The 20,802-nt window shown below is 63.7% G+C and carries 21 protein-coding genes and 1 pseudogene; 9 read left to right on the top strand and 13 right to left on the bottom strand.

What is annotated here, in order from left to right; translation table 11 throughout:
• Positions 1-143: 143 nt before the first annotated feature.
• The 3 genes from AC1DWA_RS30160 to hrcA all read right to left on the bottom strand — a co-directional run bounded on the left by AC1DWA_RS30160 (position 144) and on the right by hrcA (position 3,184).
• Positions 144-905, bottom strand: a complete 762-nt coding sequence (locus AC1DWA_RS30160; protein WP_021333396.1) for a 16S rRNA (uracil(1498)-N(3))-methyltransferase — start codon at positions 903-905, stop codon at positions 144-146.
• Positions 906-907: 2 nt separating this feature from the next.
• Complete coding sequence (dnaJ, locus tag AC1DWA_RS30155; RefSeq protein ID WP_019749026.1) at positions 908-2,059, bottom strand: molecular chaperone DnaJ; 1,152 nt, start codon at positions 2,057-2,059, stop codon at positions 908-910.
• Between the two features lie 81 nt (positions 2,060-2,140).
• A complete protein-coding gene (gene hrcA / locus AC1DWA_RS30150; protein WP_019749027.1) occupies positions 2,141-3,184 on the bottom strand; it encodes a heat-inducible transcriptional repressor HrcA in 1,044 nt (347 codons plus the stop codon).
• Between the two features lie 157 nt (positions 3,185-3,341).
• Here hrcA and AC1DWA_RS30145 point away from each other — a divergent pair, with 157 nt between their 5' ends.
• The gene (locus tag AC1DWA_RS30145; RefSeq protein WP_003944521.1) at positions 3,342-3,665 is read left to right on the top strand and encodes a type II toxin-antitoxin system VapB family antitoxin; all 324 of its coding nucleotides are present in this window, start codon (positions 3,342-3,344) and stop codon (positions 3,663-3,665) included.
• A gap of 26 nt (positions 3,666-3,691) precedes the next feature.
• On the opposite strand, the gene AC1DWA_RS30140 is transcribed toward AC1DWA_RS30145, so the two are convergent.
• The 3 genes from AC1DWA_RS30140 to AC1DWA_RS30130 form a co-directional block, all read right to left on the bottom strand.
• A complete protein-coding gene (locus tag AC1DWA_RS30140; RefSeq protein ID WP_113683760.1) occupies positions 3,692-4,312 on the bottom strand; it encodes a CG0192-related protein in 621 nt (206 codons plus the stop codon).
• A gap of 35 nt (positions 4,313-4,347) precedes the next feature.
• A complete protein-coding gene (gene hemW, locus AC1DWA_RS30135; protein WP_141488770.1) occupies positions 4,348-5,574 on the bottom strand; it encodes a radical SAM family heme chaperone HemW in 1,227 nt (408 codons plus the stop codon).
• A gap of 318 nt (positions 5,575-5,892) precedes the next feature.
• Positions 5,893-6,075 carry a hypothetical protein gene (locus tag AC1DWA_RS30130; RefSeq protein ID WP_019749030.1) on the bottom strand — a complete coding sequence of 61 codons (183 nt, stop codon included), beginning with the start codon at positions 6,073-6,075 and terminating at the stop codon, positions 5,893-5,895.
• Between the two features lie 2 nt (positions 6,076-6,077).
• Here AC1DWA_RS30130 and AC1DWA_RS30125 point away from each other — a divergent pair, with 2 nt between their 5' ends.
• The 7 genes and pseudogenes from AC1DWA_RS30125 to AC1DWA_RS30095 form a co-directional block, all read left to right on the top strand.
• Positions 6,078-7,808, top strand: a complete 1,731-nt coding sequence (locus AC1DWA_RS30125) for a nitrite/sulfite reductase (RefSeq protein ID WP_477847029.1) — start codon at positions 6,078-6,080, stop codon at positions 7,806-7,808.
• The gene (locus AC1DWA_RS30120) at positions 7,805-8,548 is read left to right on the top strand and encodes a phosphoadenylyl-sulfate reductase (protein WP_020908198.1); all 744 of its coding nucleotides are present in this window, start codon (positions 7,805-7,807) and stop codon (positions 8,546-8,548) included. The genes AC1DWA_RS30125 and AC1DWA_RS30120 overlap by 4 nt, the downstream gene beginning before the upstream one ends.
• Positions 8,545-9,480: a sulfate adenylyltransferase subunit CysD gene (gene cysD / locus AC1DWA_RS30115; RefSeq protein ID WP_020908199.1), complete on the top strand. Its 936-nt coding sequence runs from the start codon at positions 8,545-8,547 to the stop codon at positions 9,478-9,480. Before AC1DWA_RS30120 ends, cysD begins: the two co-directional genes overlap by 4 nt.
• On the top strand, positions 9,480-10,766 hold the full coding sequence (locus AC1DWA_RS30110; protein ID WP_020969973.1) for a sulfate adenylyltransferase subunit 1: 1,287 nt from the start codon (positions 9,480-9,482) through the stop codon (positions 10,764-10,766). Before cysD ends, AC1DWA_RS30110 begins: the two co-directional genes overlap by 1 nt.
• A 4-nt stretch (positions 10,767-10,770) precedes the next feature.
• Positions 10,771-11,526, top strand: coding sequence for a sirohydrochlorin chelatase (locus AC1DWA_RS30105; RefSeq protein WP_020969974.1), 756 nt, complete (start codon positions 10,771-10,773; stop codon positions 11,524-11,526).
• A 94-nt stretch (positions 11,527-11,620) separates the two neighbouring features.
• Positions 11,621-12,397, top strand: coding sequence for a DUF998 domain-containing protein (locus tag AC1DWA_RS30100; protein ID WP_477847032.1), 777 nt, complete (start codon positions 11,621-11,623; stop codon positions 12,395-12,397).
• 55 nt (positions 12,398-12,452) lie between these two features.
• Positions 12,453-13,313, top strand: a pseudogene (locus AC1DWA_RS30095) (universal stress protein); the annotation flags it as partial.
• An 80-nt stretch (positions 13,314-13,393) separates the two neighbouring features.
• Here AC1DWA_RS30095 and AC1DWA_RS30090 read toward each other — a convergent pair.
• The 6 genes from AC1DWA_RS30090 to AC1DWA_RS30065 form a co-directional block, all read right to left on the bottom strand.
• On the bottom strand, positions 13,394-14,443 hold the full coding sequence (locus tag AC1DWA_RS30090; RefSeq protein ID WP_020908203.1) for a sulfate/molybdate ABC transporter ATP-binding protein: 1,050 nt from the start codon (positions 14,441-14,443) through the stop codon (positions 13,394-13,396).
• The gene (gene cysW, locus AC1DWA_RS30085) at positions 14,440-15,246 is read right to left on the bottom strand and encodes a sulfate ABC transporter permease subunit CysW (RefSeq protein WP_003944503.1); all 807 of its coding nucleotides are present in this window, start codon (positions 15,244-15,246) and stop codon (positions 14,440-14,442) included. The genes AC1DWA_RS30090 and cysW overlap by 4 nt, the downstream gene beginning before the upstream one ends.
• The gene (cysT, locus tag AC1DWA_RS30080) at positions 15,243-16,091 is read right to left on the bottom strand and encodes a sulfate ABC transporter permease subunit CysT (protein ID WP_003944556.1); all 849 of its coding nucleotides are present in this window, start codon (positions 16,089-16,091) and stop codon (positions 15,243-15,245) included. The genes cysW and cysT overlap by 4 nt, the downstream gene beginning before the upstream one ends.
• Positions 16,092-16,098: 7 nt before the next feature.
• Positions 16,099-17,130, bottom strand: a complete 1,032-nt coding sequence (locus AC1DWA_RS30075; RefSeq protein WP_477847035.1) for a sulfate ABC transporter substrate-binding protein — start codon at positions 17,128-17,130, stop codon at positions 16,099-16,101.
• A 196-nt stretch (positions 17,131-17,326) separates the two neighbouring features.
• A complete protein-coding gene (locus AC1DWA_RS30070) occupies positions 17,327-17,416 on the bottom strand; it encodes an Ms4533A family Cys-rich leader peptide (protein ID WP_309599318.1) in 90 nt (29 codons plus the stop codon).
• A gap of 123 nt (positions 17,417-17,539) precedes the next feature.
• Positions 17,540-17,746 (bottom strand): hypothetical protein, encoded by a 207-nt coding sequence (locus tag AC1DWA_RS30065; RefSeq protein WP_003944489.1) that lies wholly within the window; start codon positions 17,744-17,746, stop codon positions 17,540-17,542.
• 82 nt (positions 17,747-17,828) lie between these two features.
• Between AC1DWA_RS30065 and AC1DWA_RS30060 the strand changes: the two genes are divergently transcribed.
• Positions 17,829-19,793, top strand: coding sequence for a glycoside hydrolase family 15 protein (locus AC1DWA_RS30060; RefSeq protein ID WP_477917415.1), 1,965 nt, complete (start codon positions 17,829-17,831; stop codon positions 19,791-19,793).
• An 18-nt stretch (positions 19,794-19,811) separates the two neighbouring features.
• Here AC1DWA_RS30060 and AC1DWA_RS30055 read toward each other — a convergent pair whose 3' ends face one another.
• Positions 19,812-20,792: an ABC transporter substrate-binding protein gene (locus tag AC1DWA_RS30055; RefSeq protein WP_477917418.1), complete on the bottom strand. Its 981-nt coding sequence runs from the start codon at positions 20,790-20,792 to the stop codon at positions 19,812-19,814.
• Positions 20,793-20,802: the final 10 nt, after the last annotated feature.

Below are 20,802 nucleotides of genomic sequence, written 5' to 3'. Positions count from 1 at the left end.
CTGGCCTCCTGAAATCCCCGAACCAACTCACGCCGAAGGCGACCCCCGACGTCCTTACGATAGTGCGCAAATCTGACACTTCGCTGAGCGCCGGATCCGATTCAGCTCGGGATCACACCAACGTCAGTGCAGTCACAACAAGATCAGTGCAGTGGCCGTGGTCCCCAGCGATCGGTCAGCACTCCGATCGCGCCGAGAGCAACAGCCCCGGCGGTCGACGTGCGCAGGACCGTCGGCCCGAGAAGCACCGGAGTGGCCCCGGCCTCCGACAACGCACTGATCTCCGAATCGTCGAGCCCACCTTCGGGACCGACAACGAGAAATACCTCGTCCGCGCTCGCCAACGGCAAGCCGGCCAACGGCGTCGTCGCCGATTCGTGAAGCACCGCAACCACAGCGCCGCGGGCAACGGCGTCGCGAACCAACGCGATCACCGCCGCCGTCTTGTGCAGATCCGAAATCTCCGGGACGAACGCGCGTCTGGACTGCTTCGCCGCAGACACTGCGGCACTTCGCCAGCGTGCGACGCCCTTGGCGAGCTTCGGGCCTTCCCATTTGGCGACACAACGCAGGGACTGCCACGGAATCACGGCGTCGATACCAGCCTCGGTGGCCAGTTCGACGGCCAACTCGGAGCGCTCGGCCTTGGGCAGTGCCTGAATCAGGGTCACCAACGGCTTGGGCTGCTCGAGAACCTGAACGTCGCTGACCAACAGTTCGAGGCGATCCTTGCCGACGCTCGTCACCTCGGCGTCGGCTACCCGGCCACGGCCGTCGGCCAACACCAAACGCTCGCCGACACCGATCCGGCGGACAGTGGCCGCGTGGCGACCCTCCTGCCCGTCCAGAACTGCGATTTCACCGACGCCGGGAACCGGGTCGAGAAAGAAGACCGTTGCGGCCACCGTCAGCGGCCGCTGAATGCTTCGCGAAGACGCGAGAACAGACCACCGCTGTTCTGCGACGTCGTCGAAACGACCTCGGCCTCGTCACGATCGCGGAGCAGCTTGAATTCCTTGAGCAGCTTGGACTGCTTGTGATCGAGGCGGCTCGGGATGACCACCTCGAGGTGAGCGTGGACGTCGCCGCGCACTCCCGACCGCAGTTTCGGCATACCGTGACCGCGAAGAACAGCAACGTGCCCGGGCTGGGTGCCTGGCTCGATGGTGATTTCCTTGGGGCCGTCGATGATGGTGTCGACGGTGACGCTGGTACCCAGTGCTGCGTCGACCATGGGAACACGGATGGTGCAGTGCAGGTCTTCACCGTCCCGAACGAAGACGTCGTGCTGCTGCTCGACGATCTCGACGTAGAGGTCGCCGGGGTGTCCGCCGCCTGGGCCGACTTCACCCTGCGCAGTCAAACGGATGCGCATGCCACCGGCAACGCCCGCCGGAACCTTCACCGTGATGTCGCGCTTGGCCCGAACTCGGCCGTCGCCGCCACACTTGTGGCAGGGATCCGGGATGGTCTCACCGGCACCGCGGCACGTCGGGCAGGGACGCGAGGTCATGACCTGACCGAGGAACGAGCGCTGGATGGACTGAACTTCGCCGGCACCGTTGCAGGTCTCACAGCGGACAGGCTTGGAGTCGCCGTTGGTTCCGGCTCCGGTGCAGCTGTCGCACAGAATGGCCGTCTCGACGGTCACGTGCTTGCTGACGCCCGTCGCACATTCTGCGAGGGTCAGCTTGGTGCGAAGCAACGAGTCGGCTCCGGGCTGAACGCGACCGCGCGGCCCACGACCTGCGCCGCCACCGCCGCCGAAGAAGGCTTCGAAGACGTCGCCGAGGCCACCGCCACCGAATCCGCCGCCGAAGCCACCACCTCCGCCGCCACCGGACTCGAGCGGGTCTCCGCCGAGATCGACGATGCGACGCTTCTCCGGGTCGGTCAGGACCTCGTAGGCCGTCGAGATCTCCTTGAACTTGGCCTGCGCCGCCTCGTCAGGGTTGACGTCCGGGTGCAGTTCGCGTGCCAGCTTGCGGTAAGCGCGCTTGAGCTCCTGGTCTGTCGCGTTCTTGCCGACGCCGAGCAATCCGTAGTAATCCCGTGCCACGTTGAGTCTCTCGTCCTTCTCTTACTTCTAGGTTTTCCTCAGTCCTCGCGAGGAGGTGTGCCGACCAAATGTCGACGTCCGTCATCGCTCGGAGAGAACTTCGCCGATGTATCTGGCAACGGCGGCAACCGATGCAATTGTTCCCGGATAGTCCATCCGAGTGGGTCCGAGCACACCGACACCACCGAAAACGGTACCGGCCGCGCCGTAGCCAGTCGAAATCACGGAGGTTCCGCGCATCTGTTCGACCTGCGTCTCTTCACCGATCTGGACGGTGACCGTGCCGGAATTCTGAGTCGCAGCGAGCAGTTTGAGGACCACTACCTGCTCTTCCAGTGCTTCGAGCACTGCGCGCAGCGAACCGGGGAAGCCGGCCAGACCGGAGAAATCGGCGGCGTTGCGCGTGAGGTTGGAGGTTCCGCCCAGAACGAGGCGATCTTCCGGATGTTCGACCAGGGTCTCGACCAGAACCGTTGCCGACCGGATCACGGCGTCGCGCAGGTCGGCCGGAGACTCGTCGGCCAGTTCCGCCACGGCAATCGACGCGGCGGCCAGGCGCTTACCTTCCAGGGCCCCGCCGAGAAGCGCGCGCAACCGGGAAAGGTCTTCGTCTTCGAGGACGTCCCCGAGCTCGACGATTCGCTGATCGACTCGCCCGGAATCGGTGATGAGAACGAGAAGCAGGCGCGCCGGCGTCAATGCGACCACCTCGAGGTGGCGAACCGACGACGCGGACAGCGACGGATATTGGACAACCGCGACCTGACGGGTCAGTTGCGCGAGCAGTCGCACACCGCGGCGCAGAACGTCGTCGAGGTCGACACCCGACTCCAAGAACTCGAGGATCGCTCGTCGCTCGGGTCCGGACATGGGCTTGACGTCGGCGATGCGATCGACGAATTCGCGGTATCCCTTGTCGGTGGGGACGCGGCCGGAACTGGTGTGCGGTTGGGCGATGTAGCCCTCGGCCTCTAGGAATGCCATGTCGTTGCGCACAGTGGCGCTCGACACTCCGAGGTTGTGACGCTCGACCAGGGCCTTGGATCCCACCGGGTCCTGGGTGGAGACGTAATCGGCCACGATTGCACGTAAGACCTCGAAACGCCTGTCGTCGGTACTCGACATCGTTGCCACCTCCGTTTCCTGAACAGAACGAACACCGACATTTACACATCGGTTCCCACTGGCAGTCTAATCGCCCGAGCGCCAGAGACGGCTGTTGCCCTTACTGTGGAGTGAGATCGGCGAAGGGTCGATCGCACAACCATGGACAAGGCGGCACATGATCTTCAAAGGCGTGATGGACGGCAAACCGTATCCCGATCACGGACTGTCTCTACGCGACTGGTCGAAGTTCCCTCCACGTCAGGTTCGACTCGACGAGATCGTGACCACCACGAAGGTCCTCGAACTCGATCGCCTGCTGTCGGAGGACTCGACCTTCTACGGCGATCTGTTCCCTCACGCAGTGCAGTGGCGCGGCACTCTTTACCTCGAGGACGGCCTGCACCGAGCGGTTCGTTCGGCCCTGCGAAACCGCGTCGTGCTGCACGCGCGTGTCTTCGACTTCGACGCGATGCCCGGTGTCATCGAGGGCGTCCGCTGACGCTCACGCGACTCAGGCGCCGAGACTCAACCGACGAACGCGAGCAGTGCGGGATTCGGCTGCCCCGGCCAGGTTCCGGTGAGCGTCGCCGAGCCTGACACTCGATCTGCGTCGATCACTCTCACCACGGTCAATTCCAGTTCTCCCGCGCTGATGATCGTGTCGGTGCCGACTGTCGAGCAGGTCACCGATTCGACTTCCGGTACGGAAGCGCCGGCCGTACCGCTGCCTACTACGTGAGCCGTCACCGGGATGCGATCGGCGGAGTCCGCGAAAACCAGATCGACTCCGACCCCACCGGTCAGAATCGCAGTCGCCACCGCGCTCACGTAGACCGGATCGCAGCAAGCGTCGTACACCCACCGCTCGCCCAGTACCGAATGATCCATGGTTGCGATCAGCGCAGTCTCCGCCCCGTCCAGCGGAGCACCACGATAAGTGAGCGGGACCTGAAGAATTCGACCGTCGGCAGAGCGGAGCAGATGCGTCTCGACTCCGACCTCACCGTCCGGGTCGTCGAAACGATAGGCGTCGACGCGTTCGAGCGTCGAACAGTCGACCGACCCGATCCATGGCTGCTTGGGCACCCACGCTCGGAGCAGGTCGTTCTTGGACGGATTCAGCTGCGCACGATGAATGATGGCCACCACGGCCACATTACGCGGCAAAGGATGGTGCCGCGTCAGGTCAGGATCGTGCGAATCACCGCATCAGCGAGCAGGCGGCCACGGTCGGTGAGAACCACGTGATCGTTCTCGATCACGGCCAACCGGTCGACTACCACCTGGTCGGCCGAAAGGCGTTCGGATGCAGACAGTTCCGACAACGGAAGTCCCGTACGCAACCGCGCGGTCAACATGACGCGCTCCATGTGTTCGTCCTCGGCGGTCAGTTCTTCGCTGCCGCCGACGGGAAGTTCACCGAGGGCCAACTGTTCCGCGTACCGTGCCGGGTGCTTGACGTTCCACCACCGCACTCCGCCGACGTGACTGTGCGCGCCCGGTCCGGCGCCCCACCAGTCACCACCGTCCCAGTAGCCGAGGTTGTGACGGCACCGGGTGTCACCGGAGTCCGCGGTTTCCGCCTTTGCCCAGTTGGAGACCTCGTACCAGTGCAAGCCGGCCTCGGACAGGCGTGAATCGATTCGTTCGTATCGTGAGGCCAGCACGTCGTCGTCCGGCGCGGGCAGCTCGCCGCGCCTGACCTTGCGAGCCATGGCGGTGCCGTCCTCGACGATCAACGCGTAGGCCGAGACGTGGTCGACATCGGCGGAGAGAACCGCATCGAGTGAGGCGTCCAGATCTTGGTCTCGCTCCCCTGGCGTTCCATAGATCAAATCCAAGTTCACGTGCGAAAAACCAGCTGCGCGAGCCTCTTTCGCGGCAGCGACGGCGCGGCCGGGAGTGTGGGTGCGGTCGAGGATCTTCAGGACGTGCTGAGCCGCGGACTGCATGCCGAGGGAAATGCGGGTGAATCCCGCACTGCGGAGAGCGTCGAAGAATTCCGGCGACGTCGATTCGGGGTTCGATTCCGTGGTCACTTCGGCGCCGGACGCCAAGCCGAAGCTGCTGCGAACCGCCGACAGCACGTCGGACAGCCCGTCGCCACCGAGCAGCGACGGCGTTCCACCGCCCACGAACACCGTCTCGGCCGCCGGGGCGCCCGTCATCTCGGCCGCGAGATCGAGTTCGCGTCGCAAACCCTCCAGCCACGACTGCGGCGACGCCGAGGTTCCGAGCTCACCGGCCGTGTAGGTGTTGAAATCGCAGTACCCACACCTGGTGGCACAGAACGGGACGTGGATGTAGATCCCGAACGGCCGTTTCCCGACACCCTCGAGCGATCGCGCGGGCAAGGCGAAGGGCGTCGCCTCGCCCTGTCGAGTGGTAGTCGTGCTGGTGGCATTCACGCCTCCAGTGTCCCAGCATCCGGAACGCACACCTATTCAGCCTGCGATGCAGGTCGGCGCGTGGCCTGAACTCGATATTTCCCCCGTTTTTCGTGGAAATATGCGCCCGAGTCGGAATTATCGAGTTGACGTGGCACAATGGTCCGCATGACCGGACTCGGAGTGCGACTTGTGGCGCGTCGCCATGTCGACTTCAAGCGTGTGTGCAGCTCGTCGTGTCTGCACCTGTGTAGCTGTTGATCTTTCACTGATCTTCCAGCCTTTCCCGCTCATCTCCATCTGCTTCACCGAAACAACTCTCTGCAGAGACACGTCGTTTCAGAGATACAGCTTCTCCAGCTGTTCGTTTTCGTGAGCACACCTGCCGGCCGCGAGCTTTCCGAGACCGAGGACAGCCCCCTCGATTTCCGACACGGACCGGTGCGTCCCGATCAGACACCGCCACAGTTCGTCGATAGTGCGTGCCGCGTGCCGATCAACCGCCCAGATCCAGGAGTTCATCGATGACGTCGACCACCGACGCCGCCACACCCGCCGATTCGGCAGCACCTGCCGAAGCCCGGCCCGCACGCGCTGCGCGTCCCGCCAAGCGTCGCGCCGAAGGTCAGTGGGCCCTCGGTTACCGCGAGCCGCTCAACGCCAACGAGCAGGCCAAGAAGGACGACAACCCGCTCAACGTTCGGGCCCGCATCGAGAACATCTACTCCAAGCAGGGATTCGACAGCATCGACAAGGGCGACCTTCGCGGCCGCTTCCGCTGGTGGGGTCTCTACACCCAGCGCGAAGAAGGCTACGACGGCACCTTCACCGGCGACGAGAACATCGACCTGCTCGAGGCCAAATACTTCATGATGCGCGTGCGTTGCGACGCCGGCGCTCTCAACGTCGAGCAGCTGCGCACCATCGCCGGCATCTCGAAGGAATTCGGCCGGAACACCGCCGACCTGTCCGACCGCGAAAACGTCCAGTTCCACTGGATCGAGGTCGAGAACGTTCCGGAGATCTGGAAGCGCCTCGAAGCCGTCGGACTCAAGACCACCGAAGCGTGCGGTGACTGCCCCCGCGTCGTCCTCGGTTCTCCCCTGGCCGGCGAATCGCTCGACGAGGTCCTCGATCCCACCCCGGCGATCGACGAGATCGTGCGCCGCTACATCGGCGACCCCAAGTACTCCAACCTGCCGCGCAAGTTCAAGACCGCCATCTCCGGTCAGCAGGACGTCGTTCACGAGATCAACGACATCGCCTTCATCGGCGTGAACCACCCCGAGCACGGCCCGGGCCTCGACCTCTGGGTCGGCGGCGGACTGTCCACCAACCCGATGCTGGCGCAGCGCGTCGGCGCCTGGATTCCGCTCGACGAGGTCCCCGATGTCTGGGAGGGTGTCGTCTCGATCTTCCGTGACTACGGCTACCGCCGTCTGCGCGCGAAGGCAAGGCTCAAGTTCCTCATCAAGGACTGGGGCATCGAAAAGTTCCGCAAGGTTCTCGAGACGGAGTACCTCGAGCGCCCGCTCATCGACGGCCCCGCGCCGGAGAAGCCCAAGCGCCCGATCGACCACGTCGGCATCCAGAAGACCCGCAACGGCCACAACGCAGTCGGCTTCGCTCCGATCGCCGGCCGCGTCTCGGGAGACATCCTGGCTCAGGTCGCCGACGCCGCGGAGAAAGCCGGCAGCGACCGGATCCGCTTCACGCCGTACCAGAAGCTGATCATCCTCGACGTCGCCGACGAGACCCTCGAGCCGCTCATCGCCGATCTCGACGCGCTGGGCCTTCCCGCCCGACCGTCGCACTGGCGCAAGAACCTGATGGCCTGCTCCGGCATCGAGTTCTGCAAGCTCTCGTTCGCCGAGACACGCAAGCGTTCGCAGGTGCTCGTGCCCGAACTCGAACAGCGTCTCGCCGACATCAACAGCCAGCTCGACGTGCCGATCACCATCAACATCAACGGTTGCCCCAACTCCTGCGCTCGCTCGCAGATCGCCGACATCGGCTTCAAGGGCCAGCTCGTCGACGACGGTGAGGGGAATCAAGTCGAGGGTTTCCAGGTTCACCTGGGAGGCAGCCTCGGATTCGACAGCGCCTTCGGACGCAAGCTGCGCCAGCACAAGGTCACCAGCGTCGAGATGGGTGACTACATCGACCGCGTCGTACGTCAGTTCGTCAAGAACCGCAACGAAGGTGAACGGTTCGCCGAATGGGCAGTGCGCGCAGACGAAGGAGATTTGCGATGACAGTGGACATTTCGCGAGCAACCGCCGACGAGCTTCGGTCCATCGCCGAGCGCGGTGCCGTAGAACTCGACGGAGCCAGCGCACAGGAACTGTTGCAGTGGACCGAGGACACGTTCGGTGACGGGGCGAGCGCAGCGACGGGGGATCGTAACGGTTACATTGTTGCGTCGAACATGCAGGATGGTGTGTTGGTTCACCTTGCCGCACAGGTGCATCCGGGCGTCGACGTACTCTTCCTCGACACCGGCTACCACTTCCCCGAGACCATCGGCACACGTGACGCGGTCGAGCAGGTCTACGGCGTCAACGTCATCAATGCACGCGCGCTGGCAAGCGTCGCCGAGCAGGATGTCGCCGAGGGCAAGGATCTGTTCGCCCGTGATCCCAACCGCTGCTGCGCATTGCGCAAGGTCGCACCCCTCAAGCAGACACTGTCCGGCTACAGCGCGTGGGTGACCGGCATCCGCCGCGTCGAAGCGCCCACCCGCGCCAACGCTCCCCTGATCTCCTTCGACGAGGCCTTCGGCCTCGTGAAGATCAACCCGATCGCTCCGTGGTCGGACGAGGAGATGCAGAACTACATCGACACCAATTCCATCCTCGTCAATCCTCTTGTCGACGAGGGCTATCCGTCCATCGGCTGCGCACCCTGCACCAGCAAGCCAGCCCCCGGCAGCGATCCGCGTAGCGGTCGTTGGGCCGGTGCCTCCAAGACAGAATGCGGGTTGCACGCATCATGACAGTTGACTTGACACTTTCACGTCCTCAGCTCGACGGCACACAGTTCGATACTCTCGACGCCCTCGAGTCCGAAGCGATCCACATCTTCCGAGAGGTAGCCGGCGAGTTCGAACGCCCGGTCATTCTCTTCTCGGGAGGTAAGGACTCCACCGTGCTGCTGCATCTGGCGATCAAGGCCTTCTGGCCTGCGCCGCTGCCGTTCACCCTGCTGCACGTCGATACCGGCCACAACCTGCAGGAAGTTCTCGACTTCCGCGATCACGTCGTCGCCAAGTACAACCTGCGCCTGCACGTGGCCAGCGTCGAGGAGTACATCGCGGACGGTCGCCTCACCGAGCGCCCCGACGGTATCCGCAACCCGCTGCAGACCGTTCCGTTGCTGGACGCGATCTCCGAGAACCGCTTCGACGCCGTCTTCGGTGGCGCTCGCCGCGACGAGGAGCGCGCCCGCGCCAAGGAGCGGATCTTCTCGCTGCGCAACGCTTTCGGCCAGTGGGATCCCAAGAAGCAGCGCCCGGAACTGTGGAACCTCTACAACGGTCGCCACTCCCCCGGCGAGCAGGTGCGCGTCTTCCCGCTCAGCAACTTCACCGAGCTGGACATCTGGCGTTACATCGCCCGCGACAACGTCGAACTCGCCAGCATCTACTACGCCCACCAGCGTCCGGTGTACCAGCGCGACGGCATGTGGATGACCCCCGGAGTCTGGGGTGGTCCGGCTGACGGCGAAGAGCTGCAGACCCTTTCGGTGCGTTACCGCACCGTCGGCGACGGTTCGACCACCGGTGCTGTTCTCTCCGATGCGGCTGACAACGAAGCGATTCTCGCCGAGGTTGCGGCATCACGTTTGACCGAGCGCGGCGCGACCCGTGGCGACGACCGAGTTTCCGAAGCGGCCATGGAAGACCGCAAGCGAGAGGGCTACTTCTGATGAGCGATCTGCTCAGACTGGCAACTGCCGGCAGCGTCGACGACGGAAAGTCCACCCTCGTGGGCCGCCTGTTGTACGACACGAAATCCGTTCTCGCCGACCAGATCGACGCCGTGACCCGTGCGTCGGTGGACCGCGGTCTCGACACCCCTGACCTGTCGCTCCTGGTGGACGGACTGCGCGCCGAGCGTGAGCAGGGCATCACCATCGACGTGGCGTACCGCTACTTCGCGACCCCCAAGCGCACCTTCGTGCTTGCCGATACACCGGGCCACGTGCAGTACACCCGCAACACGGTCTCCGGCGCCTCGACGGCTCAGCTCGTGATCCTGCTGGTCGATGCCCGCAAGGGCGTCATCGCGCAGACTCGTAGGCACGCAGCGGTTCTCGCGTTGCTCGGTGTCCCGAAGCTCGTTCTCGCCGTGAACAAGATCGACCTCGTCGAGAACCCCGAAGAGGTCTTCACCTCGATCTCCGCCGAGTTCAACGAACTCACCAGCTCACTGGGCTGGGCAAGCGAAGACGTCGTCGAGATCCCGGTATCGGCACTGCACGGTGACAACGTCGCCATCCGCTCCGACAAGACCCCGTACTACACCGGCCCCACGCTGATCGAGCACCTCGAGTCGATTCCGGTCGACGCCGAGCCGCATCGCGTCGGCCTGCGTTTCCCGGTGCAGTACGTGATCCGTCCGCGTACCGCCGAGTTCCTCGACTACCGCGGATACGCCGGCCAGGTTGCCGCCGGTTCCGTCGTACCCGGCGACGAAGTGGTGATCCTGCCCTCGGGTACGCGCACCACCGTCACTCGTATCGACACGGCCGACGGCGAACTCGACGTCGCCCACGCGGGGCGCAGCGTCACGCTGATCCTGGCCGACGACGTCGACGTCTCTCGCGGCGACACCATCGCCTCGCCGTCTGACGCACCCGAGCCGATCGGCGAATTCGACGCCACCGTCTGCTGGTTGGCCGAGAAGTCGCTGCGCCCCGGCGCACGTCTGCTGCTCAAGCACGGCACGCGCACGACGCAGGCCATCGTCGGCAGCTTGGTGGAGCGCTTCAACGAGCAGGATCTCACCACGGATCAGGGCCCGGATACTCTCGAGCTCAACGAGATCGGCAAGATCTCGATCCGCGTGGCCGAGCCGATCGTGGCCGACGACTACGCAGTGAACCGCCACACCGGCAGCTTCCTGTTGATCGATCCCGCTGGTGGAAACACTCTCGCAGCCGGCTTGGTCGGCGACGTCATTTCCGCTGTCGAATTGGGCGAGCGCGTCTAAGAAGATGGTTCCGCTCATTGCTGTTGCGCACGGCAGCCGTGATCCCCGTTCTGCTCGGGTGATCGCGGCTGCCGTGGCGGCTCTTCGTGAAGCCCGGCCAGACCTCGATGTCCGGCTGGCGTTTCTCGATCTCAATGCACCGTCCATCGATCAGGTCCTGGACGGAGTTGCACACGACGGCCACACTCACGCCGTTGTTGTTCCGATGCTGCTGGGCAACGCCTTCCACGCTCGGGTAGATCTGCCCGGGCTCTTGGCCGCTGCCGCGACACGCCACCCCCAACTGACCGTGTTCCAAGCAGACGTACTAGGTCGCGATGCTCGGCTTATCGAGGCAGTGCGCGAGCGAATCCTCGAAGCGGGCGCCCGGCCGGACGATCCGTCGGTCGGTGTCGCTCTTGCGGCAGTCGGCTCGTCCGACGCGCGTGCCAACGCCGCGACCGCAGAACTGGCGTCCACTCTCCTGAGCGGAACCAACTGGTCGGGCGTTCGAATCTGTTTCGCGACATCCGCGGAACCAACAGTTGCCCAGGCGATCTCCGCTCTCGAGCAGAACGGCGCCGAACGCGTTGTCGTCGCACCCTGGTTCTTGGCTCCCGGCCTACTGACCGACCGGCTCAGCGCTGCAGCAGCAACGGTATGTCCGCGCGCGCGTTTCGCCGAAACGATCGGTGGGCACTCTCTACTGATCGAAACGATGATCGACCGTTACCGACAAGTCGCTGATGCACTACCCGACCGTCTGGTCCGCTCCGCCTGATCCGGTTTCACAGGCCGTTATCAGATTGTTACCGTAGTGTTGGATCTGTCCAGCCTGCGAAGGTTCATCCTTCGCCTGCGAAACAGATCTTTGGGTGCAATCCCCTCAGAGCGCCGCGAGAGGGAACACCATCACTCACAATCTTCGCCTCGGCACAGCCGGCACCGCCTGGGTCCTGTCGGTGCTCTACCTGCTTGTCGAGATCTTCACGGCCGGAGCCTGGAAGACGCCGTACAGCTTCGCGCGTGACTCCATCAGTTCGCTGGGCGTGACGACATGCAGCGTGGATTCGTGTTCGCCGATGCACGACGTCATGAACGCGGCCTTCATGATCCTCGGTGCGCTCACCATCCTCGGTGCAGCCTTGCTGCACAAGTACATTCCGGACGGTCGTGCGAAAAAGTGGATTCTCGGCCTTGCCGTCGTCGTTGCACTGAGCACCGCGGCTACCGGCCTCTTCCCGGCCAACGACGGGACCTTCGTTCACTGGACCGCAGCACTTCCCGGCTTCGTCGCCCGTCATGCCGTTCTCGTACTCATGGCAATTCAATTCTGGAAGCACAGCAAATGGATCGCAGTATGGTCGGGACTGTGCGCGGCCACCGGAATCGTCGGCGCCGTACTGCTTCTCGGACGAACCCTCACTTTCGGCTTGGGTGAACGCTTGACGCTGTACCCGCTGCCGATGTGGATGGCAGTCACCGGCGTCGCAGCCCTGCTCGCGTTGATGCGCCGAACCGTGTTGAAGAACGTGGAATTGACACTGCCCGGTAACGGATTCATCACCGCTCTGTTGTCGTTGCGCCCGCGTCGAACTCGCGCAGCAGTGCCTACCGACGTTCTCGCACCGCGGGAGCTGACGAGTTTGTAGCGAACCCGGGGTGACCAGGGACACACTGGTAGGGAGGCGACGCGAGGAGACTTCCATGACCAGTGCATCTGTTCGACACGGAATCGTGGCCGGCATCGACGGCTCGGCAAGCGCGGTCAACGCCGCGAGGTGGGCAGCATCGGCTGCAAAGAGATTCGACGAACCATTGCGACTGACCCACGTTCTGCCGGGACAACCCGAGTCAGGTGGCGGTACCAACGTCACCGACGAAGAGATGTTCGACCACCACCTTCGCGTCGAGGGTGCAAAGTTACTCGACGAGGCCGAGGACGCCATTCGCGACGATCACACCGACGTCACCGTCGAACGCGGCCTCGTGACCGGCACTCCCGCAACCACACTCGTCGAACTTTCGAAATCCGCTCGCATCGTTGCACTCGGTCAGGCCGGCACCAGCGAAATGCAATCGGTGTTTCTCGGTTCCGACACCATTCGGGTGGTCAACCGGGCGCACTGTCCCGTGGCGGTGTTCCGCGGTACCGGCGAGCACGCGGTCGCCGACACCAGGCCCATCGTCGTCGGCGTCGACGGGAGCAAGCTCAGCGAACTCGCCGTCGCGCATGCTTTCGAGTTTGCCGCGTTCCTCGGCGCGCCCTTGGTTGCGGTCCACACCTGGAACGAGCACGCCTCGCTCGGCGGGTACTCCGAAGCCAGGCGCTTCGTCGACTGGGGACCGTACGAACAGCATGAGCACGCTCTGCTGTCCGAGTGCCTCGCCGGCTGGACGGAGAAGTACCCCGATGTCGAAGTCACCCGGAGTGTCCAGCGCAGCGGACCGATGAAGGCACTGCTCGAGCACTCGGCGGAAGCGCAACTCGTAGTCGTCGGTAGCCACGGCCGCAGCCCGTTCATGGCGTCGATAGTCGGATCGACCAGTCAGAGCCTCGAACGGCACTTTAGGCGCCATCAGGAGGCCGAAAGTGCCGTTCGCTCAAACAGGAGTGGGGGTGAAACAGGTCAAACAGGGCTAGCGGGTCATACCTGGCCGACGACGCTCACCGTCACCGGCTCCTGCTCCGGCGTCACCACCGGAGTCTCCGGCAGATCCGGCACCCGGGTAGCCCGGGCGTAGACCGTCTCCCCCGCCTCGAGGTGCAGAGCTGCACTGTCACCGCGGGTGACCTGAGCCGAGAACAACTCACCGGTTGCCTCGTTGCGCAGGTCGACTCGAACCTCGAAGCCGAGATACACGACGCGCTCGACGGTTGCGCGTGTGACGCCGAGGGACTCGGCCGTTCCGGACTCCTGAGCGAGAGCCATGCTCGGATCGCGGCCGAGACGGATGTCATGCGGACGGACCAACTGCCCGTTGAGCTTCGCGACGGATCCGAGGAAGGACATCACGAAGTCGTTGGACGGACGGTCGTACAGGTCGGCAGGTTCACCGATCTGCTCGATCCGCCCCTTGTTCAGCACCGCGATGCGGTCGGCGACGTCGAGAGCCTCTTCCTGGTCGTGTGTGACCAGGACGGTGGTGACGTGCACCTCGTCATGCAGGCGACGCAACCACGTGCGCAGGTCGGCACGGACCTTCGCGTCGAGGGCGCCGAAGGGCTCGTCGAGCAGGAGCACCTGCGGATCCACCGCCAGAGCGCGCGCCAACGCCATGCGCTGACGTTGACCACCGGACAGCTGCGCGGGGTACCGATGCTGAAAGCCGTCGAGGCCGACGATCTCGAGAAGTTCGTTGACCTTCTTCTCGATCTCCGGCTTCGGGCGCTTGCGGATCTTGAGCCCGAAGGCCACGTTGTCTCGCACCGTCATGTGCTTGAACGCTGCGTAGTGCTGGAACACGAAACCGATGTCACGCTTCTGCGGCGAGACGCCGGTGACGTCCTTGCCTGCGATGGTGATGGTTCCCGAATCGAGCTCTTCGAGCCCTGCGATCGAACGCAGCAACGTCGACTTTCCCGAGCCACTTGGCCCGAGCAATGCCGTCAACGAACCCGAGGGAATGTTGACCGTCACGTCGTCGAGCGCCGCGAAATCACCGTAGTTCTTGCGGGCCCCGGTCACTGTGATCATGTGGTGCTCCTCTTACGGTCCAGCAGCGTCATCAGCAACAGGACAATGATGGCGATGCCCATCAGCAGCGTTGCCGCCGAATACGCACCAAAAGTGTTGTGGTCGTCGATGTATCGCGAATGCACCAGCAATGTCAGTGTCTGGGATACCCCCGGGAAGCCGGAAGAGACCATGATGACTGCGCCGAATTCACCGAGCGAACGCGCCACCGTCAACACGATTCCGTACGTCAAACCCCAGCGGATCGCGGGCAAGGTGATCCGCCAGAACGTCTGCCAACCAGAGGCACCGAGCGTCGCGGCTGCTTGTTCCTGCTCGTCGCCGATCTCGTGAAGTACGGGTTCGACTTCCCGGACGACGAAGGGCAGCGTCACGAAAATCGTCGCGATCACCATGCCTGGCAACCCGAAGATGACCTTGAACCCCAACGATTCGATGCCGCCGAACCAACCGTTGGCACCCCACAGAAGAATCAACGACACACCGACGACGACGGGCGAGACCGCGAAGGGCAGATCGACCACCGACTGCAGTACGCCCCGCCCCGGGAAACGCCCACGCACGAGTGCCAGCGCCGTGACGACACCGAACACGACGTTGATCGGAACCACGATCGCCACGATGATCAGCGAAAGATTCAGCGCGGAGATCGCTGCCGGCGTCGTGATCGATTCGAGGAACGGGCCGATTCCGTTCTCGAACGTTCGCGTCAGGATCACACCGATCGGCACGACCAACAACACGAACAGGTAGACGAGAGCGATGGTCCGCAGACCGATCTTCGATCCTCTGGACACGTTCATCGGGAACTCTCCTCACGTCGCTGTCCTCGCGAGGCGAAGATTCGCAGGACGAACAGCGTCACGAATGCGATGGCCAGCAACGCTACCGAGACGGCAGCGGCGTTGGTCGGACGATCGATTTCGATCTGCTGCTGAATGTACTGCGACGTCATCTGTGTCACGCGTGGGATGTTGCCGCCGATCAGAACGACCGAGCCGTATTCACCGATCGCTCGGGCGAATGCGAGCCCCGCGCCGGAGATGACGGCAGGCGCCAGCGTCGGAAGAACGACGGAACGAAAGATCGTCCAGTTGGAAGCCCCCAACGATGCAGCGGCTTCCTCGACTTCGCGGTCGACCTCCATCAGCACCGGCTGCACCGAGCGAACCACGAACGGCAAGGTCACGAAGGCCAATGCCACGATCAGTCCGGGTTGGGTTGCATTGAGGTGGATGTCGATCGGTGACTGCGGGCCGTAGAGAGACAGCAGCACGATCGACGCCACGATGGTCGGTAGTGCGAACGGCAGATCGATCATCGAGTTGACGATGCGCTTGCCCGGGAAGTCGTCCCGGACCAGCACCCACGCGATGATCGTGCCCATCACGACGTTGATCAATGCCACGATCACCGAGACCAACAACGTCACGCGCAACGACGCCAAGGCGACGGGTGCGGTGATGGCGTCCCAGAATCCGGAGATCCCCTCGTCGAACGCGGTGGCGGTCAACGCGGCGAGCGGAAGCAGAACGATCACGGAGAGCCACAGGGTGGCCACTCCGATTCCGAGCGGCCCCACACTCCCCGTGACCCGCGCGAGTTTTCGCCGACGAGCCACGGGGGTGGGGTCAATAGTGTCAGTCACGTCAGTCTTACTTGGTCGCGTTGTCGTAGATCACTGCGATCGAACCGGTGTCCTTGGTGAACAGAGCACTGTCCACGGCCTTCCAGCCGCCGAGATCTGCAATGGTCCACAGCTTGGTCGGCTCGGGGAACTTGTCGGTGAACTTGGCAGCGACGGCGGGATCAACGGGACGGAATCCTGCTTCGGCCCAGAGCGTCTGACCCTCGGTCGTGTACAGGTAGTCCTTGAACGCGGTCGCCTTGTCGAGGACCTTGCTGTTCGAGATCACGGCAACCGGGTTCTCGATCTTGAAGGTCGTGGGCGGGGTGACGTGCTCGACCGGGTCGCCGTTGCCTTCGATGAACAGTGCCTCGTTCTCGTAGCTGATCAGAACGTCACCGCTGCCCTGCAGGAAGGCTTCCGAAGCCTCGCGTCCCGACTTGGGCTGGATCTTGACGTGATCGTTGACCAAGGCGGTGACGTAGTCGAGACCCGCCTGCGGGTTCTTGCCACCGTCGCTCTTGGCGGCGTACGGCGCCAAGAGGTTCCACTTGGCCGAGCCGGAGCTGAACGGGTTCGGCGTGACGACCTCGAGGCCGGGCTGAAGCAGGTCGTCCCAGTCCTTGATGCCCTTCGGGTTCCCCGGACGCGTCACGATGGTGACTACCGATCCGAACGGATTTCCGTTGTAGGCGTCCTGGTTCCAGTTCTGATCTACCAGACCGGCATCGACCAGGCGGGTGATGTCGGGCTCGACGGAGAAGTTGACGAAGTCTGCCTCGGCGCCGTCCTTCACCTTGCGCGACTGGTCGCCCGAGGCGCCGTACGAAGGATTGAAGTTGACGTTCTTGCCCTCGTCTGTCGCCTGGAAGGCTGCGGTGAGCTTGTCGAAGCCGGGCTTCGGCACGGCGTAGGCGAACAGGTTGATCGTGCCGGCGCTACCGTCGCTGGCGGCGCTGTCACCACCCACGGTGTCGCTCGAGCCACCACTGCACGCTGTGAGTACCACGGCCCCCATGGTCGCGATAGCAGTGAGAAGTGTGCGGGAACGGCGTTTCATTGCAGATACCTTCCTGAAAGGACTGACAAACGAGGGTTGGTCAAACGACAAGTCCGAGACCTCTGGGGCTGATTCCATCGGGATGTTCAGACATGGAGAGCCGACGGGCAATGAGCCCTGAATCGGGGGCGCGAGTTACGCGCAGAGAAGTTCGAGTGGGGTGCGCAGCACCACCGGAGAGGTCGAACTCAGGAAATCAACAACAGGCGACGTCAGCGACGTCGAGCATGCCGACAGCAATCAACGCCAACTGGTGGCGGATTACGGGAGCTGTTGCTTCGGACACGCGGTGGACTTTAGCAGAGCACCAGCGCCCGCTCTAATCGGGAGAACTAACGGGTGAGAAGCCACGCGACGATCACGAGGAGAATCAGGGCTATCAGGGCGAGAGTGACCCGTGAGCGGGGCATCAGCTTTCCTCTACTTCTCGAGAATTCCTACGCAACCAGCCGAAGAGCGGCAGAGCGAGAACGGCGGCCAACGCGCGATCCAGACCGATGGCCACCAGGCGGCACAGCGGAACGACGACGATCAGGACCAACGCGACCTGCGGGATGAACGGGAGCCCCGCCATCCACAGCTCGAAGCTGTCCCACCAATCCGCTATCCGATCCACGCCAACACCCTATCCTTCGGACGATACGGTCCCGACAGCGTGTGGATTGGACGTGTGTCGATTCTGGCCGGATGATGGCCGAATGAGTGCTGACGACGAAGTGGTGCAGACTATTCCTCCCGCCTCCACGGGTCACCATCGAAGCAACTTTCCCCCTATCGACGACTACGCGTTTCTTTCCGATTGCGAAACCTCGTGCCTGATTGCCCGTAACGGATCTGTCGAGTGGATGTGCGTTCCCCGCCCGGACTCCCCCAGCGTGTTCGGTGCCATCCTCGACCGCAGCGCAGGCCATTTCCGCATCGGCCCGTACGGCCAGAACGTCCCGGCCGCCCGACGCTATCTGCCGGGTGGACTCATTCTCGAGACCACCTGGCAGACCGAGACCGGCTGGCTCGTCGTACGCGACGCCTTGGTCCTCGGTCCTTGGCACAACGTCGACAAGCGATCGAACACCCACAAGCGCACACCCACAGACTGGGATGCCGAACACACCCTTCTCCGTACGGTCAAATGCGTCAGCGGCACCGTTGAACTCGAGATGAGTTGCGAGCCCGCGTTCGACTATCACCGCGGCACGGCGAATTGGGAGTACACCGGAAAGGTCTACGAGGAAGCAACGGCAACGTGTCGCTCCGCCAAGCCCGGAGACCACCCAACTCTGCGCTTGACCACCGACCTACGACTGGGCCTGGAAGGTCGTGAGGCACGGGCCCGGACGCGACTGGTCGAAGGCGACAACGTGTACGTCGCGCTCTCGTGGTCGGATCTTCCCGCGCCGCAGACGTTCGACGAGGCCGCCGACAAGATGTGGCAGACGTCCAAGTCGTGGCGCGAGTGGGTGACGATCGGCAAGTTCCCCGATCACCCGTGGCGCGGATACCTGCAGCGCAGTGCGCTCACACTCAAGGGGCTCACCTACGCGCCGACCGGAGCCTTGCTCGCGGCTTCGACGACCTCGCTTCCGGAAACACCAGGCGGAGAACGTAACTGGGACTACCGCTACGCGTGGGTTCGCGATTCCACCTTCGCACTGTGGGGTCTCTACACGCTCGGGTTGGACCGTGAGGCCAACGACTTCTTCAACTTCATCTACGACGTGTCGAGTTCGGACAACGGTCAGCCACATCCCTTGCAGGTGATGTACGGCATCGGCGGCGAGCGCACACTCGAGGAATCCGAACTCAACCATCTCTCCGGATACGACGGTGCCCGTCCCGTGCGCATCGGCAACGGCGCATTCGATCAACAGCAGCACGACATCTGGGGCACCATGCTCGACTCGGTGTACCTCCACATCCGCACCCGCGAGCGTGTCCCCGAAGCGCTGTGGCCGCTACTCAAGAAGCAGGTCGAGGAAGCGATCAAGCACTGGCGCCAACCCGACCGTGGGATCTGGGAGGTGCGCGGTGAACCACAGCACTTCACGTCGTCGAAGATCATGTGCTGGGTCGCACTCGATCGCGGCGCCAAGCTGGCGGAGATGCAGGGCGAGAAGAGCTTTGCGCAGCAATGGACGGCCATCGCGGACGAGATCAAGACCGACATCCTCGCGCACGGTGTCGACTCACGCGGAGTTCTGACGCAGCGGTACGGCCACGACTCACTCGACGCGTCGCTCTTGTTGGCACCGCTGCTGCGCTTCCTGCCGGCCGACGATCCGCGCATCCGGGCAACGGTGCTGGCGATCGCCGACGAGCTCACCGAGGAGGGGCTGGTCCTGCGCTATCGCGTCGACACCACCGACGACGGATTGAGCGGCGAGGAGGGCACGTTCACCATCTGTTCCTTCTGGCTCGTCTCCGCCCTCGTCGAGATCGGCGAACTGGATCGGGCAAAGCATCTCTGCGAGCGCCTGCTCGGGTTCGCGAGCCCCCTCAAGCTGTACGCCGAAGAGATCGACGCCCACACCGGTCGCCATCTGGGTAACTTCCCGCAGGCGTTCACACACCTGGCGCTGATCAACGCCGTGGTACACGTGATCCGCGCCGAGGAAGCTGCCGAAGCCGGAGCTTTCCAGCCCCCTTTATTAACCGCCCGCGGTTAATAAAGGCGCACAGCAGGGCTAGCCGGCTACCGCTTCGAGCTGCGGCGTTATCGATTCGAGCGAGTACTTCAGCGACAGCGACGACGGAGTGTTCAACCCGGCGACAGTCGGATAGTCGACGATCGCCAGACCGCCACTCTTGACTGCGGGTAGGTCAGCGAACCCCGGCAGCTTCATCATGTCTTCCAGCGTTCCGCCGTTCGGCAGCAACACCACGACGTCGGCGCTCAGAGCGTCGACCCGTTCGGGGCTGAGCATCAGCCGGCCACCGGTAACGCCCGCCTCTTCGACGAGCTTGGGCGGCAACGACATTCCCAGGCTAGTGAACAATCCCGATGCGCCGTCCTTGGGATCGGCGACGATCACCAACTGCGACGTCGGGAAGACGTACTGCGACAGAAGCGCCGTCTTGCCCTTCAGGCCTGGCAGCCGCTGTGCGAGCGCATCGATCTGCCCGCTTGTCGCCTCGACGATCTCGTCGGCGCGCGACTCCTTGTCGAGAACTCGACCGAGAATCTCGACCTGGTCCTGCCACGGATCGACCTGGACGTCGGACAGACCGGCAATTGTCGGAGCGATCTTGCTCAACTGGTCGAAATCGTCTTGATCGGCGACGGAGAACCCGCCGAGAATCAGATCCGGATCCAAGGCTGCAATTTCTTCAGCTTTGAGCGGGACACCGAACTGCTGGATCGCCGAGCGATCAAGTTCCTTCGCCGACGCGCCCACGTCGCTCTCCCACGGGAACAGGCCACGCTCGTCGCCCATCGGGCCGGCAGCCAGGTACCCCACCGGCTGGATTCCGAGTTCGAGCAGAGCGTCGAGCCACTGGGTGTCGGCCGCGACGATACGCGTCGGCGTCCCGGTGATCGTGGTGGCGCCGAACTTGTGGTCGATCGTGGTGACCCGACCGTCCGCGATCTCGTCGGCGTCCGAGGACGAACATCCACTGATACCTACGACCAGTGCTCCCAAGAGAGCCACCGCCGAGAACTTCATCGCACGCACG

This window comes from Rhodococcus sp. P4_F3_2 (genome assembly GCF_056401335.1).
This window is presented reverse-complemented; position numbering and strand designations above follow the sequence as displayed.

Bases quoted from the DNA above. Each gene is read 5' to 3' on its own strand.
- AC1DWA_RS30110 (WP_020969973.1), top strand. From the start codon at position 9,480: ATGAGCGATCTGCTCAGACTGGCAACTGCCGGCAGCGTCGACGACGGA.
- AC1DWA_RS30055 (WP_477917418.1), bottom strand. From the start codon at position 20,792: ATGAAGTTCTCGGCGGTGGCTCTCTTGGGAGCACTGGTCGTAGGTATC.
- AC1DWA_RS30120 (WP_020908198.1), top strand. From the start codon at position 7,805: ATGACAGTGGACATTTCGCGAGCAACCGCCGACGAGCTTCGGTCCATC.
- cysW (WP_003944503.1), bottom strand. From the start codon at position 15,246: ATGAACGTGTCCAGAGGATCGAAGATCGGTCTGCGGACCATCGCTCTC.
- AC1DWA_RS30075 (WP_477847035.1), bottom strand. From the start codon at position 17,130: ATGAAACGCCGTTCCCGCACACTTCTCACTGCTATCGCGACCATGGGG.
- AC1DWA_RS30125 (WP_477847029.1), top strand. From the start codon at position 6,078: ATGACGTCGACCACCGACGCCGCCACACCCGCCGATTCGGCAGCACCT.
- AC1DWA_RS30105 (WP_020969974.1), top strand. From the start codon at position 10,771: ATGGTTCCGCTCATTGCTGTTGCGCACGGCAGCCGTGATCCCCGTTCT.
- cysD (WP_020908199.1), top strand. From the start codon at position 8,545: ATGACAGTTGACTTGACACTTTCACGTCCTCAGCTCGACGGCACACAG.
- AC1DWA_RS30130 (WP_019749030.1), bottom strand. From the start codon at position 6,075: ATGAACTCCTGGATCTGGGCGGTTGATCGGCACGCGGCACGCACTATC.
- AC1DWA_RS30060 (WP_477917415.1), top strand. From the start codon at position 17,829: ATGAGTGCTGACGACGAAGTGGTGCAGACTATTCCTCCCGCCTCCACG.
- hrcA (WP_019749027.1), bottom strand. From the start codon at position 3,184: ATGTCGAGTACCGACGACAGGCGTTTCGAGGTCTTACGTGCAATCGTG.
- AC1DWA_RS30090 (WP_020908203.1), bottom strand. From the start codon at position 14,443: ATGATCACAGTGACCGGGGCCCGCAAGAACTACGGTGATTTCGCGGCG.
- AC1DWA_RS30145 (WP_003944521.1), top strand. From the start codon at position 3,342: ATGATCTTCAAAGGCGTGATGGACGGCAAACCGTATCCCGATCACGGA.